We start from the raw sequence: 14,371 nt of genomic DNA, 5'->3' as shown, positions 1-14,371 counted from the left end.
GAGATGAAAGCATGAATGTAACAGAATGGTCCGTTCCATCGATACCATCCATGGAAGGGAAAATCGTAGTTGTGACAGGTGGGAATGGAGGCATTGGTCTGGAAGCAGTCAAAGTCCTCGGTGAAAAAGGGGCCACAGTGATTATGGCTTCACGTTCTAAGAAACGTGGAGAACAAGCCGCCGATCTGCTAAAGAGACAACAGTCAGATATTCGAGTAGACGTAATGGAGCTGGATTTAGCAGATTTGGATTCTGTCGCTTCCTTTGCAGAACAATTCAAAGAGAAATATGACCGCCTTGATATCTTGATGAATAACGCCGGAGTGATGACAACGCCTTATGGTAAAACGAAGGATGGCTTCGAGCTTCAGTTCGGAACCAATCACCTGGGTCATTTTGCTTTAACGGCCCGCTTATTTGAACGGTTAGCCGCTACAGAAGGCTCCCGGGTTGTGACAATCAGCAGCAATGCCCACAAATCGGGCTCTGTGAACTTTGATAACCTTATGTTTGAACAGGGGAAAGGATACACCCCTATGAAATCATACAGCCGCTCAAAGTTTGCTAATTTACTATTTGCCTTTGAACTGCAGCGCAGGATCGATCAGGCCGGACTATCCATCAAATCACTTGGTGCCCACCCCGGGGGAGCACAGACGGATCTCGCCCGTCATATTGAAGACCGTTTCTTATACAAAGCTCTGAGTGGTGTGTTGAAACGTGTCACCCAGAGTGCCTATGAAGGAGCACTTCCGGGGATACGCGCAGCCACTGATCCGGACCTTGAAGGCGGCCGTTATGTTGGACCTTCAGGATTTATGGAGATGAAAGGAGCTCCTGTCGTCGTGAAGCCGAAAACTGAAACCCTTGATGTAGTGGATGCGGAAGAACTTTGGACAGAATCCGAGCGTCTTACCGGAGTTTCTTTCACGGTCACAAGCTGATAAAAAGGACACCTTCTCAAGGTGTCCTTTTTATAGTTACGTATGGACGGTTGTTTCTTTTACCTGCTTCACGAACTCTTTCATAATGTTCGGGAGATCCGGCCAGGCATGTCCGGATACGAGATTCCCATCAACATAATTCATTTCATTCATATATTCGGCACCAATACTCTCCACCTCCGGCTGGCAGGCCGAATATGCGGTCATTTTCCTTCCGCGGGCCACATCAGGGACAGTCGTCAGGACAAGGCTGCCATGGCACATGACGGCAACCGGCTTATCGTTTTCAAAAAAGTGGCGGACCATACCCGGAATTTCTTCATTCATGCGGATGTGTTCCGGAGCACGTCCACCAGGGATGATCAAGGCATCATAATTTTCCGGTGTCACATCAGCAAATGCAATTCCGGCTTCAATTAAGTATCCGGGCTTTTCCGTATACGTTTCCCAATCCTCGAAATCATGGATGACGGTATTCAGTTTCTTTTGATGAGGGGCGGCAATGTCAACTTCGAAACCTTCTTCCAGGCAGCGGAAATAAGGGTAGTACACTTCCAGGGCTTCAACAGCATCTCCAGTAATGATCAACACTTTCTTTGCAGTCATTCCATACCCTCCTTGTCATGAATAAATACAGTACGTCCATTCCCTTAATCCATGATTTGTAATCCGCTTTCCAAAAGAATAAAACAGAGGCCTTGCACAAAGCAGAGCCCCCTGAGTCAGGTTGTTAGTTCAGTAAACCTCCAAAAATAACAGGGACGTAGAAATAGACGATGACAATAGAGAAGAGGATGCAGCTGATGTTCAGCCAGATTCCTGTTGAAGCCATCCGGCTCATTTTGATGTAACCGGTTGCAAAAACAATCGCATTCGGTGGTGCCGCTACAGGGAACATAAAGGCAAACGTCGCACCCATACAAGCAGCCACCATAAGAATAATAGGATCTGTTCCTAAGGCAGCCGCGCCTGCAGCAACAATAGGGTAGACCATTGTAGAAGTAGCTGTGTTTGATGTGAACTCGGTTAACATCGTGATGACGGCGATGATTAAACCAATCATAAGGAAGAATGGGATGCTGCTGTAATTGACGAGCTGGCTGCCGATCCATTTATCCAGACCGGAACTGACGATACCCGCAGCAAGAGCGAGACCTCCTCCGAAAAGCCAGAGGATTCCCCAGGGCAGTTTCAGGACTGTATCCCAATCGAGAATGCTTCCTTCTTTATTTTTGGCAGGAATTAAGAATAGCAGGACTGCTCCAAGCAGTGCGATAATCGTGTCATCAATACCGGGAATAAAGCGTTCAAGGACAAGACTCCGCGTAATCCAAGCCAGCGCTGTCAGGGAAAATACAGTCAGTACAATCTTCTCTTCGTAACTCATTTTTCCAAGTTCTTTTAATTCCTTCTTTATAATTTTTCTTCCGCCTGGAATGTTCTTGATTTTCATTGGATAGGCGACTTTAACAAGATAGAGCCAGACGAGAGGTACAAGAAGAACAACCATGGGAAGACCGAACATCATCCATCGGGCAAAGGAAATGTCAATGCCGTATAAATTATTCACCGTTGCAGCCAAAATCGTGTTGGCCGGAGCACCGATCAGTGTGCCGAATCCACCGATGGTTGCTGCATACGCGGTTCCGAGCATAATGGCGGTACCAAAAGGGAAGTTTCCGGGAGTTACATCTGTGTTGTTTTTCAAGGATTCGGCTACGTGTTTCGTAACAGCCAGGCTGATTGGAACCATCATCATTGTACTGGCTGTATTGGAAATCCACATCGATAAAAAACCGGTCGCTGTCATGAAACCAAGTATAATCATATTCGGACTGCTTCCTATAAAGGCAATGATAGCTAAAGCGATTCGTTTATGAAGGTTCCATTTTTCCATCGTTAAAGCAATCATAAAACTCCCAGCGAATAAAAAGATCAGAGGATCGCCATAAGAGGAGGAAACTTCACCGGTCTCCATCACTCCTGTTAACGGAAAAAGCAGCAGCGGAAGCAGGGACGTGACCGGAATCGGCAGCGCTTCGGTTACCCACCATGTAGCAATCCAGCTGATCAGACCAAGCATCTGGACCGCTTCTGCGCTCATTCCTTCCGGCTGAACCAGTGAGGTAATCAACACATATAAAAGGGGTCCCACAAACAATCCGATTTTCTGAGGGGTGGAATAATTCCCCGGTCGTGGAGGTTTGTCATCGACGAGTTCCTTTGATGGATCAATCTCTTCCTGTACAGCTGCATTCGAAGAAGATTTTGCAAATACAAAAGAAGTTACATGCTTTATATCCTTTCGAAGGCTGCGATCCCATTTCCATAATTGCTCCCAGACAGAATGTAAGTACATCCGTTTATCCCTTCCTTTCACCTTTTTGATAACGCTTTCATGTCTGAATGATACTTTACGTATACATTATTGTCAAACTATTTTCAAAAATTGGGATATTTATCTTTTACATCAAATTTAATTTGACATTAACGTATACATTAATTAATATTTAGAATAGTTAAACAAAAAATCTTTCAGGAGGAATGTATCGATGGAAAACAAACAACATTTTAAACTAGCTGTAATTCCGGGTGATGGTATTGGAGAGGAAGTCATTCAAGAAGGGCTTCGTGTCGTCGATCATCTATCAAAGACTTCTAATAAGTTCACTTTTGAAAGCGATTACTTTCCTTGGGGATGTGAATATTACCTTGAACATGGAAAGATGATGGATGAGGATGGACTGGAAAGAATCAAAGATCATGATGCTATTTACTTCGGAGCTGTTGGATATCCGACCGTTCCCGATCATATAAGCCTCTGGGGACTCCGTCTGGCCATTTGTCAAGGTTTTGATCAGTGGGCCAATATTCGTCCGGTTGAGTTCCTGCCAGGTGTAGAAGGGAAATTGAATCATCCGGATAAGGAAAAGTTGAACTGGGTGTTAGTCCGGGAAAACACAGAAGGTGAATACTCCGGTATCGGCGGTCGTAATTTTGCCGGGCGCGGACCTGGAAAAGAAGTGGCCGTCCAATCTTCTGTATTTACAGAGGAAGGCTGTGAACGAGTGATTCGCCACGCCTTTGATCTGGCCATGAAGAGAGACCGGAAAAAAGTGACCAGTGTCACAAAAAGTAATGCCCAGCAGTACGGCATGGTATTGTGGGATGAAGTTTTCAAGCGCGTAAGCAGGGACTATCCTGAAGTCGAAACCGATCAATGGCTCGTGGATGCGATGGCTGCACGCTTCGTACTTCATCCGGAAGAGCTTGAAGTAGTGGTGGCTTCCAACCTTCATGCGGATATTTTATCCGATCTCGGCAGTGCTCTTGCTGGAAGTCTTGGAATCGCCCCGAGTGCAAATATTCATCTGGACGGCCGTTTCCCAAGTATGTTTGAATCTGTCCACGGCTCTGCCCCTGATATTGCAGGACAGGGAATCGCCAACCCGATCGGAACCATCGGCAGTGCTGCCCTCATGCTGGAACACCTTGGACTGAAGCAGGAAGCAGACTTAATTAATGAGGCCATCCGTGCTACAACGAAAGATGGTATCTTAACAGCAGACATTGGGGGAACCAGCTCGACAAGAGAAGTCACAGACGCGATTATCTCACACATTTCATCCAAATACGCAAATGTCTAAATTCCATACAGGGTAAAAAGGGAGTGCGCTCTCTTTTTACTCTCTTCTTGTTATAATGGAAGGAAGACAAAAGTCAGAGTGGTGAATTTATGAGAGAACAATCATCAGTGAGTACAGAACCGCATACAAGAGTAGAGGAAATGAAGGAACGGTTGGCGCCGATCATCCATCATGTGTCCGAACGAAAACTGCCGGCCAGAGCGTATCAGATTTTACGACTGGCAATCAGAAACCTGAAGCTTCTGCCGGGCCCGACCATCCTGGAACGGGAGATTGCAGAAGTTTTAGATATGAGCCGCACTCCTGTAAGGGAAGCATTAATCCGTCTGCAGACCGAAGGAGTCGTCCACCTGATCCCTAGAAAAGGGTTTGAAGTTGAACCGATATCTGCTAAAGATTTGAAAGAAATCTATGAAGTGGTGGAAATGTTGGAAGGATTAGCCGCCGGCCTTGCTGTATCAGTCATGGACGGTGATGATCTGGACCATCTGGAAGAACTTATTTCCCAGCAGGAACAGGCGTTGTCACACAATGATCTTGATGAATGGGCAAGGCTGGATAACTTGTTTCACTTTACAATTATAGAACATGCAGGGAATCAACGACTGGCTAATGTGATTGATGTTCATGCCGATCAATTGTACCGCGCCCGCCTGCTTACGATAAATAAACGTCCGCTCCCGCTGCAGTCGATTGTAGAGCACAGGGCCATAGCTGCGTGTATGAAGGCGGGTAACGCAGAAGCGGCTCAGGCCTCGATGCAGTCGCACCGGAAAAGAGCAAGGAATGAAATCCTTGAGGTGCTTGAAGAAGATCAAGACTCTATGTAAACGAAGTACGGGAGGACATTTGGAGAGGATACGTCTATGAAATGTATAGTAGCCCCTGACTCTTATAAAGGCAGTTTATCTGCTGTTGAAGTTGCCCGGAGTATGGAAGAAGGCATTAAACAGGTGTTTCCTTCCTGTGAGGTCCGTTCATTTCCGCTTGCAGATGGAGGAGAGGGTACGGTTGAGTCCCTTGTGAAGAGCACGGGTGGAAAGCTTCAAACTAACGAAGTGACCGGCCCCCTTGGTGGAAAAGTCCAAGCGGCTTGGGGCATTCTGGGAGACGGGGAGACGGCTGTCATAGAAATGGCCGCAGCTTCCGGTATTACACTCCTTGCCGAAGAAGATTTGAATCCCTATGAAACAACGACATACGGCACGGGTGAACTGATTAAAAAAGCGCTGGATTATGGAGTAAAGAAAGTAATCCTCGGCATAGGCGGCAGTGCCACTAATGACGGCGGCGCGGGTATGGCTGCCGCACTTGGAGCAGAGCTGCTGGATAGGGAAGGGCGCCTGCTGCCTAATGGAGGGAAAGCACTTTTGGATCTCCATGAAATCAGGACGGATCAATTGGACAAAAGGATTTTTTCTACTCCGTTCATAACCGCCTGTGATGTTGAAAATCCACTGTGTGGACCTGAAGGGGCTTCGGCTGTTTTCGGCCCTCAAAAGGGAGCCACGCCGGAGATGGTAGAAGTACTGGACCAGGCGTTACATCATTATGGAATGCAGATTCACAAATATCTCAATAAGGATATCAGGCATGAAAAAGGGGCTGGGGCAGCCGGAGGCCTGGGAGCTGGTTTGATGGCGTTCTTAAACGCTGAATTAAAGCCGGGCATTGAAATCGTTCTGGATAGTATTGATTTCAACGCTGAACTGGAAGGTGCGGATTTCGTACTTACCGGGGAAGGGAAAACAGATCGCCAGACGTTATTCGGCAAGGCTCCTATGGGCGTAGGAATGAGAGCAAAACAGTTTAACGTTCCTGTCTTTTGTATAGCTGGGAGTTTGAGCGATGGTTATGCGCTTCTTGAAGAAAAAGGCATTCAAGCCTTTTTCAGTATTGCCCACGCGCCCTCCACTCTCGATTATTTAAGTGAACATGCTGGTCCTCTTGTAGAGGAAACCGCAAAAAACATCATGAATGTTTACAAAACGGTCTATAAAGATAATACCGCTTCTGCAATATCAAGCGTCTGATCCCCTTGAAGATCTCTTCCTGAGCCAAAAGGAAGAGATCTTTTGTATGCGCTTCCTGTTTTTGCGAAGGGTTTGGAAGGTATAACAGAACTAAGGAAAAGGAGGATTTACTGTGTATTACGCAGGCATTGACTTATCAGGTCCGAGCAATCATGCCGATACGGTCGTGATGATTTTTGAGGACAGGAAAGATGCACTGATTTTCAAAGAAAAAGTCACTCCGGCCAGTGACGGGGACATTATAGATACACTGAGCAGGCTGGCATCAGAGGGGAAGGTTGTGGTCGGAATCGATGCGCCACTGTCTTATCAGGATGGTGGGGGCGATCGCATGAGAGACCGTTCTTTACGGCAGTTCCTTATGGGAGAAGGAGGACGATCCTCCTCCATTATGACTCCGACTATGACACGAATGGTGTACCTGACTCTGAGGGGGATTCGGTTATCAAGAGAGCTTTCCCATTTGGATACGCCGTATGATATTCAAGTCGTTGAAGTCCATCCCGGTGCAGCTGTTCTGACACGGGTGGATGACGCAGACCATTTTCTTTCGTACAAAAAAGACCGCTCTATCCGAAAAGAAGTGCTGGATTGGTTGAGGGATCACATGAATATGCTCGATATTCCGGAAGAATCACTCGAACATGTCCATACGCTGGATGCCTGCGGATCTGCTCTTGCCGCATGGGGATGGAATGACTCAAAATTGGTATCTCCCTGGAGCTATCAAGCCGAACCGCCACTGCACCCTTATGACTTCTGCTGTTAAAATCCGCCCGCTTGGAAAAAACGGTATGGATAAAAATAAGCAGGATCCGCCGAAACAATATACGACGGATCCTGCTTATTTTTCAGGAATTCTTTCACAGGCAAAGGATATAGTCTCCTCGGTCTGTTTTATACAATTCCAATATAGGACATCAAAATTCCTACTACTGTTGCCACAAACGGAATGAGCAGAGCAACGATGAAGATATCTTTATAGGAATCTTTGTGGGTTAAGCCTGTAATCGCAAATACAGTCAATAGGGCACCGTTATGCGGAAGAATCGAAGCTCCGGATGCAATGGCTGTAATCCGGTGAAGGATTTCCGGGTTCATTCCCATCTCCATCGCCTGCTGGTAATAGTCAGATCCGAGAGCATTCAAGGTAATGTTCATTCCCCCTGATGCGGATCCGGTGATCATCGCCAGCACCTGAGTAGCTAACGCATCTGAAATGACAAGGCCGCCTTTGATGTTCAATAACGCTTCTTTAATCGCTGGAAAAGCAGGGGAAGCCTGAACGACTGCTCCAAATCCAACGGCTGCACCTGTATTCACAACGGCAGTTACAGCGCCTTTGGCTCCATCATTCAATGCTGTGATGAACTCGTGGAATGCTTTCCAATTCAAGATAATCGTTAGAATAATTCCGATGAATAAAGCAATCAGCATTTCTACGTTGAAGATGTTAATCAAAAGGACTACACAGAGAAGCGGCAGGAAGGATAAAAAGACGCTGGGATCGTTCCCGGAACTCTCGGTTCCAACCTTATTCTGCGGCTCTGTAAAGCCTTCTCCGGCTTTCGTCAGTTTATTCGCCCGGTAGGAAAGATAAAAGTATCCGCCGACAGCCATAATCAATCCGGTGACAATACCGATGATCGGCGCGGCCATCATCGTTGTATCAAAGTATTCGGTAGGAATATAGTTCTGGACCTGAGCTGTACCGGGTAGAGCAGTCATTGTAAAGGTGAACGCACCAAGCACAATCGTTCCTGGAATGACTTTCCGACTGATATCGGCTTCTCTGAACAAGTTAATAGCCAGAGGATACATAACAAAGACGACAACAAATAGACTCACACCGCCGTAAGTTAGGATGGCAGCACCTAAAAGGACCCCTAAAATCGCCCGCTCTTTTCCGACAATTCTGGATAAAAAGCTGGCTACTTTCCGGGCACTCCCTGTTACTTCCATAAGTTTTCCGAAGACCGCCCCAAACAGGAAGATGGGGAAGAAGTCTCTCGCAAATGAAGCAAACCCACTCATGAAGTCAGATGTGAATGCATCCAGAATATTCATGCCTGATAGAATCGCTACGATGGAAGCAGCAATTGGGGCAATCCATAGTATGGACCAGCCTAAGTACGCCATGATCATCAAAGAGACAAGTCCTATGATAATAGCAAACATGGTATTACCTCCTTTTGGTAATTATTATAAGTAGAATTGCGTTTGACAAAACTCGACAATATTTTGCAACAAGAAATATCTTACTCTCACGCATTACAGTAATCAATAGAAATAGAAAGATAGAGAATTCATGCATTTTTCGGGGAAAAACGAATATTCCGCATAATTCGTAATGCATGAAATGGAAATTGTTTTTGGGTACAATCGAATTTGAGTTAAAAGTAGCAGCTCATCAAGAACATACATGAGAGAGGTTGATAGACATGGTTGAAAACAAAGTTGTATTTATTACAGGAGCAGCTCAGGGAATCGGGTACCAAATCGGAAAAGTCTTTGCAGAAAACGGTGCAAAAGTCGTCTTGTCTGATATTAATGAAGACGGTGTACAAGAAGCCGCAAAGTCGCTGACCGAGCAGAACTTAACGGCTATGGGGGTAAAAGCGGATGTTACGAGCGAAGACGAAATCAATGCCGCTATTAACCAGACGGTTGAAACCTATGGCCGCATTGACGTACTTATCAATAACGCAGGGCTTCAGCACGTATCTCCTCTTGAAGAATTCCCAACAGAAAAATTCAAGTTGATGCAGGACATCATGCTGACAGCACCATTCATCGCAACGAAAGCGGTCTTCCCGATTATGAAGGAGCAGGGGCAGGGACGTATCCTGAACATGGCTTCCATTAACGGTGTCATCGGATTCTCTGGTAAAGCCGCATATAACAGTGCCAAGCACGGAGTCATCGGCTTGACGAAAGTAAGTGCCCTTGAAGGTGCAGAACATGGCATCACAGTCAACGCTGTAGCCCCTGGGTATGTAGATACACCACTTGTACGTGGTCAATTGAAGGATCTTGCCAAATCCCGTGGCGTGGAACTGGAAAAGGTGTTGGAGGAAGTTATTTATCCACTAGTTCCTCAAAAACGCCTGCTTCAAGTAGAAGAAATTGCAGACTACTCTATGTTCCTTGCCAGTGACAAGGCGAAAAGTGTAACAGGCCAAACCGTTCTTATTGATGGTGGATATACAGCTCAGTAAGTAAACGGAAATGATTGATAACATATAAAAAGAACCGTTCATTGAATAAAATGAACGGTTCCTTTTTATGTAGAAATAGACGGCTGTGAAATGAAGGATCCATCAACCCCGAAGCTGGTTGACGGCTGATCTTTCCGTTTCCCGGTGGGTGGCGCTGCTGTTTTTCTTTGATTCCTGTACGACGATGACAGCCGTAATGACGAGGCCGACCCCTGCGTACTGCCAAAAGGTCAACTGCTCCCGAAAGACGAGAAAACCCATGAGTGTGGCGACCACTGGTTCAATGGTAGCGATAATGGAGGCCTTGCTCGATTCTATGAAACTCAAACCTTTCGTGTATAGAATAAACGGAAGCATCGTAGATAAGAGCCCCAGCCCCAGTACATAGAGCCATGTGGATACGGTTGAAAATAAAGAAGCCTCATTCCAAAGGCCGCTGAATGGCACGATAGCGATTGATGCGAATACAAACGTATAAAAGGTAACCGTCAGTGAATCATAGTGCACAAGGGCAAACTTCCCGAAAATACTGTATAACGCATAAAAGAATCCTGATCCAAGTCCAAGAATCAGTCCATACATGGAAATGGATTGTTCTGAATGTGGAACAAAGCCGACGACAAGGGCACAGCCAAGAAAGGTAATCAAAAGAGCAGAGACTTTCCGCAACGTCAATGATTCTTTGAAAATCAGTCTTGAAAGCATTGTGACAAACGCCGGAGCTGTGTAGAGAAGGATGGATGCTACAGAAATAGACGTTTCCTCAATCGCACTGAACAAGCACCAGTTAAAGAGGACGATACTGATGATCCCCGTCCCGATAAAGTATCGGCTGTCGCCTGCTTTTATTTTAAAGAAGCGGCGGTCTTTTGATAATAGGTAAATCCCCAGAAGCAGGCTGGCTGATAAAACCCTCAGCGACACGACTTGTGCAGGAGTGAACCCGATGTTGTACAAATACGTGACGAAAAAACCGATCATTCCCCATAAAGCGGCGCCTGTACCGATTGAAAAAAGAGCAGACTTTTGACTCATTGTGACTTCCTCCATACGATTTGATATATGGAATGCTATCAGAATATGGAAGGATTGGATAGATTCTGTTCCTTCTTTTCTAAAAAAACGGCGTCTGTATGGATGATGATGCAAAGATTGCCGAGACCTGCACAGAACGGCTGACCCGAAAGCGGATCAGCCGTTTTCCTGTATAAAGGACCCGGGTGTTTAAAAAGAAGAACGGAGCAGAGTAGACGAATTATGAACATACAGGGGAGGTTTGGAAGAGGAAATGTGTGCATGATGGATGAATAGGGTGACCTAAAAGAATAGGAGCAAGGAACCCGGTGTAAAGTCTCTTTTTGGTCATTTTTTCCTCATGTTATACTATCCTCTTCATTACTTAAGGGGAAAATGGACATCAAACCATTAGAACCTTTCCCCCATGACCTAGACGATTACAAGAGGAGACATGACCATGCAGACGATTTACTACGGAGGAAATATTCTTACTATGGAAGAGGAAAATACGTTTGTCGAATCGATTTTAATCGAGGATGGATGGATTAAACGTAAGGGCGCACTTCAGGAAATCGAGAAGGAAGCACATCCATCAGAGGTGGAAAAAGTGGACTTGAAAGGGAAAACGTTAATGCCTTCGTTTATTGACCCCCACGGGCATATCTCTTTTGTAGGTCCGGTTTCCCGGATGGCAGATCTGAGCGGCTGCGAAAACTATGAAGATGTCAAGCGCACGCTTCGTCAATACATAGAGCAGCAGGAAGACGAACAAGACGGAGTGATTATTGGGTTTGGCTATGATCACACGATATTGGATGAGGGACACCACCCTGCCAAGGATATCCTGAACGAGATCACAGATCGACCTCTCTTTGTTTTTCACGCTTCCGCTCACATGGGTTGTGCTAACGACGCTCTTCTGCAAATGGCAGGCGTTGATTCCGAAACGGAGGAAGTCGAAGGTGGAACCATTGGCCGGATGGCAGAAAGTATGGAACCAAACGGATATTTTGAGGAAACAAGTCTTTCATTAATTCAACCGTATCTGCAACAAGGGATGGAAATGGATGCTTTGAAGATGGTGGAAGAAGGACAGAGCGTTTATATACAGAATGGGATAACAACTGTGCAGGATGGAGCCGCCTCTCAGCAGTTCGTCGAGTTGTGTAAAGCCTTAGCTGAAGAGGACCGACTGCTTATTGATGTCGTATCCTACCCTCTTATGGACACCAATCCGAATGAGATCTTTGCATCCAACCCTCTTTATGCGAAGCAATACCATAAACGCTTGAAGCTTGGTGGATACAAAATGTTCTTAGATGGCTCTCCGCAGGGGAAAACAGCCTGGCTTACGGAACCTTATGAAGGAGAGGAAACGTATAGAGGCAGTGCCTGGTACAGCGATGAGCAGGTGAAGCAGTTTACAAAACAGGCAGTTCAAGACGATGTTCAATTGTTAACTCACTGCAATGGAGATGCAGCAGCCGATCAGCTGCTGAGAAGCTATAAAGCTTCTGTAGAAGAAACGGAAGATCCGGAGAAAGATGTGCTCAGACCGGTCATGATTCACTGCCAGACCGTCCGTGATGATCAGCTGGATGAAATGAAGAAGATTGGAATGATCCCCTCTATGTTTGTTGATCATACATATTACTGGGGAGATGTCCACTTGAAAAACCTCGGTGAAGAGCGGGGAAACCGGATCAGTCCGGCTAAATCAGCCATAAAGAAAGGTCTTCCTGTCAATTTCCATCAGGACGCTCCTGTTATCAAGCCGAACATGCTTCAAACGATCTGGAGTGCTGTGAATAGAAAAACGAGAACAGGAGTAACGATTGGAGCAGAACAGCGTACGACCGTGTATGAAGCTCTTCAAGCCGTTACGATTCATGCCGCCTATCAATATGGAGAAGAAGAGACAAAAGGAAGCCTTCATGCAGGGAAGCTAGCTGATTTGGTCATCCTTGATCAGAGCCCCTTCCAAGTAGACCCCATGCAGATCAAAGAAATACAGATTGAAGAAACAATTAAGGAAGGACGCACCTTATACAAAAGGGAAGAAAACCAGGGGAATCCAAATGCATTGTGAGCCTTGCCGTTTTCGTTTTAATAAAGCCGCCTGTCCAAGTAGGACAGGCGTTTTTTTTGCTTAGGCTTTTGTTTTATACGATGTTATATGATCCTGCAGCGTGTCATCACTGCCGAATAGGAAGTGTTTCTTCATATCTGGTGAATACGTGGAGTTTACAGCTGTGCGTCCGACAGTTTCGACTACTTCACGAAGCATAGCCGGAGACGCTCCACAGCAGAGTCCCAGGTAGTTCACACCGATACCGTGAGCTTCCTTAGCCCATTCCGCCAGTTCATAGCGGTTCGTATAGAGCGGGTCGAGAGATGTTGGGAACGTTGTTTCCGTTGGGAGCGTGCAGGCACAGCCACCGTCCGGCAGGTTGAAGAAAGTAGGATGCTCCTCCGTTGTCCGGTAAGGGATTGGAAGGGCCCCAACATAACCGTCCACGGTTTTACGGATTTTCTCAACGTACGGCTGCATCGTTGCCGGACCGCGGAAACAGTTCATTCCTACAACGAGCGCCCCTTTTTCTTCTAATAAGCGGCAGGCCTCTTCGACTTCATAGCCATCCCGCAAGACGTTCTCCCCCATCAGACCGAATGTGATGACAGCAGGGAGGTCCTGCTTTTGAATTTCTTCAAGAGCAATCAGAGCTTCTTCATAGTAGTAGAAGGTTTCACCATTCACGAAATCTACACCTTCCTCTTTACACCAGCCGATCATCTCTGCAAACATGCTCCTTGTTTTCTCAACAGCTTCAGGATCATCCGGATTGAACAGGTTGGTATTGGAAACGTTCCCAGCCACAAGAGCTTCTTCCTCTGGATGCTCTTGAGCCACCTCTTTAGCCAGACGAATTGCCTGACGGTTGAGCGGTTCCAGTAATTCTTCTTTTCCAATAATTCTCATTTTTTCGCGGTGACCGTTATACGTGAATGCTAACACAACGTCGGAGCCCGCAAGCATATAGTCTCGATAAGTCTGTTTGAGTGCCTCCGGGTTATCCAGCGCTACTTCCGGTACGAAGGATCCAGCTTGTAAATAGCCGCGGCGCTCCAATTCAAACAAGTAACCTTCTCCACAAATGACGGGTCCATCCTGTAACCTCTGCTCTAATGATCGTTTCATTTCACAACAACCTTTCCATTTGGTATTGAATAAATATATTAGAAAGCTCATCCTTCTAAAGGAATATGCTGACTCACAGATTCTGATGGAGCTCTTTTTAACAGAAGAAGTGGTGTATATTTCCATTAAAAAAAGACCTCCTTTGATAAGGGGCCTTCCATTTATCTAAGACTCCTTATCTTCAAGGCAGTATAACTGCCTTCTGGATTTAGCACCGTGCCAATGGCTGGTTGCTGAGGTATCAAAGGGCCAGTCCCTACACCTCTCTGGATAAGTTCGTATGTAATTTTTAAAGCAGCTGATCCGTTTGATC

General features: G+C 46.1%; 12 protein-coding genes and 1 riboswitch. Of the genes, 7 read left to right on the top strand and 5 right to left on the bottom strand.

Translation table 11 applies throughout. The features are described 5' to 3' along the window. Nucleotides 1-11 precede the first annotated feature (11 nt). Nucleotides 12-944 (top strand): oxidoreductase, encoded by a 933-nt coding sequence (locus ACXAJH_RS04530; RefSeq protein WP_474993194.1) that lies wholly within the window; start codon nt 12-14, stop codon nt 942-944. Between the two features lie 36 nt (nt 945-980). On the opposite strand, the gene ACXAJH_RS04525 is transcribed toward ACXAJH_RS04530, so the two are convergent. Continuing rightward, complete coding sequence (locus tag ACXAJH_RS04525) at nt 981-1,550, bottom strand: DJ-1/PfpI family protein (protein ID WP_474968874.1); 570 nt, start codon at nt 1,548-1,550, stop codon at nt 981-983. A 124-nt stretch (nt 1,551-1,674) separates the two neighbouring features. Further along, nucleotides 1,675-3,303, bottom strand: coding sequence for an SLC13 family permease (locus tag ACXAJH_RS04520; RefSeq protein ID WP_474992242.1), 1,629 nt, complete (start codon nt 3,301-3,303; stop codon nt 1,675-1,677). A gap of 193 nt (nt 3,304-3,496) precedes the next feature. On the opposite strand from ACXAJH_RS04520, the gene ACXAJH_RS04515 reads away from it, so the two are divergent. From ACXAJH_RS04515 to ACXAJH_RS04500, 4 genes are all read left to right on the top strand, one after another. Further along, nucleotides 3,497-4,591, top strand: a complete 1,095-nt coding sequence (locus ACXAJH_RS04515; RefSeq protein ID WP_474968872.1) for a tartrate dehydrogenase — start codon at nt 3,497-3,499, stop codon at nt 4,589-4,591. Between the two features lie 140 nt (nt 4,592-4,731). Continuing rightward, complete coding sequence (locus ACXAJH_RS04510; RefSeq protein ID WP_237417222.1) at nt 4,732-5,421, top strand: GntR family transcriptional regulator; 690 nt, start codon at nt 4,732-4,734, stop codon at nt 5,419-5,421. A gap of 36 nt (nt 5,422-5,457) precedes the next feature. Next, entirely contained in the window at nt 5,458-6,624 is a 1,167-nt protein-coding gene (locus tag ACXAJH_RS04505) for a glycerate kinase family protein (RefSeq protein WP_474993192.1), read from the top strand. 112 nt (nt 6,625-6,736) lie between these two features. Continuing rightward, the gene (locus ACXAJH_RS04500; RefSeq protein WP_474968870.1) at nt 6,737-7,393 is read left to right on the top strand and encodes a DUF429 domain-containing protein; all 657 of its coding nucleotides are present in this window, start codon (nt 6,737-6,739) and stop codon (nt 7,391-7,393) included. Nucleotides 7,394-7,521: 128 nt separating this feature from the next. On the opposite strand, the gene ACXAJH_RS04495 is transcribed toward ACXAJH_RS04500, so the two are convergent. Beyond that, nucleotides 7,522-8,802, bottom strand: a complete 1,281-nt coding sequence (locus ACXAJH_RS04495) for a GntP family permease (RefSeq protein WP_474968869.1) — start codon at nt 8,800-8,802, stop codon at nt 7,522-7,524. Nucleotides 8,803-9,065: 263 nt separating this feature from the next. Here ACXAJH_RS04495 and ACXAJH_RS04490 point away from each other — a divergent pair, with 263 nt between their 5' ends. Continuing rightward, nucleotides 9,066-9,842, top strand: a complete 777-nt coding sequence (locus ACXAJH_RS04490; protein WP_474968868.1) for a 3-hydroxybutyrate dehydrogenase — start codon at nt 9,066-9,068, stop codon at nt 9,840-9,842. 102 nt (nt 9,843-9,944) lie between these two features. Here the strand turns inward: ACXAJH_RS04490 and ACXAJH_RS04485 are convergent, their stop codons facing one another. Continuing rightward, complete coding sequence (locus tag ACXAJH_RS04485) at nt 9,945-10,877, bottom strand: DMT family transporter (protein ID WP_474993190.1); 933 nt, start codon at nt 10,875-10,877, stop codon at nt 9,945-9,947. Between the two features lie 439 nt (nt 10,878-11,316). On the opposite strand from ACXAJH_RS04485, the gene ACXAJH_RS04480 reads away from it, so the two are divergent. Next, nucleotides 11,317-12,948 carry an amidohydrolase gene (locus tag ACXAJH_RS04480; protein ID WP_474993188.1) on the top strand — a complete coding sequence of 544 codons (1,632 nt, stop codon included), beginning with the start codon at nt 11,317-11,319 and terminating at the stop codon, nt 12,946-12,948. A gap of 60 nt (nt 12,949-13,008) precedes the next feature. Here the strand turns inward: ACXAJH_RS04480 and ACXAJH_RS04475 are convergent, their stop codons facing one another. Beyond that, entirely contained in the window at nt 13,009-14,058 is a 1,050-nt protein-coding gene (locus ACXAJH_RS04475) for a homocysteine S-methyltransferase family protein (protein ID WP_474971289.1), read from the bottom strand. A 172-nt stretch (nt 14,059-14,230) separates the two neighbouring features. After that, nucleotides 14,231-14,335: riboswitch (SAM riboswitch) on the bottom strand. Between the last annotated feature and the right edge of the window lie 36 nt (nt 14,336-14,371).

This window comes from Halobacillus sp. ABD4_316 (assembly GCF_056161385.1).
Note: the sequence above shows the minus strand (reverse complement) of the source record. Positions and strands in the feature narration are given on the sequence as shown.

Excerpts from the sequence above, each read along its gene's own strand:
- ACXAJH_RS04505 (WP_474993192.1), top strand. The coding sequence starts at position 5,458 with ATGAAATGTATAGTAGCCCCTGACTCTTATAAAGGCAGTTTATCTGCT.
- ACXAJH_RS04515 (WP_474968872.1), top strand. The coding sequence starts at position 3,497 with ATGGAAAACAAACAACATTTTAAACTAGCTGTAATTCCGGGTGATGGT.
- ACXAJH_RS04510 (WP_237417222.1), top strand. The coding sequence starts at position 4,732 with ATGAAGGAACGGTTGGCGCCGATCATCCATCATGTGTCCGAACGAAAA.
- ACXAJH_RS04530 (WP_474993194.1), top strand. The coding sequence starts at position 12 with ATGAATGTAACAGAATGGTCCGTTCCATCGATACCATCCATGGAAGGG.
- ACXAJH_RS04525 (WP_474968874.1), bottom strand. The coding sequence starts at position 1,550 with ATGACTGCAAAGAAAGTGTTGATCATTACTGGAGATGCTGTTGAAGCC.
- ACXAJH_RS04485 (WP_474993190.1), bottom strand. The coding sequence starts at position 10,877 with ATGAGTCAAAAGTCTGCTCTTTTTTCAATCGGTACAGGCGCCGCTTTA.
- ACXAJH_RS04495 (WP_474968869.1), bottom strand. The coding sequence starts at position 8,802 with ATGTTTGCTATTATCATAGGACTTGTCTCTTTGATGATCATGGCGTAC.
- ACXAJH_RS04520 (WP_474992242.1), bottom strand. The coding sequence starts at position 3,303 with ATGTACTTACATTCTGTCTGGGAGCAATTATGGAAATGGGATCGCAGC.
- ACXAJH_RS04490 (WP_474968868.1), top strand. The coding sequence starts at position 9,066 with ATGGTTGAAAACAAAGTTGTATTTATTACAGGAGCAGCTCAGGGAATC.
- ACXAJH_RS04475 (WP_474971289.1), bottom strand. The coding sequence starts at position 14,058 with ATGAAACGATCATTAGAGCAGAGGTTACAGGATGGACCCGTCATTTGT.
- ACXAJH_RS04480 (WP_474993188.1), top strand. The coding sequence starts at position 11,317 with ATGCAGACGATTTACTACGGAGGAAATATTCTTACTATGGAAGAGGAA.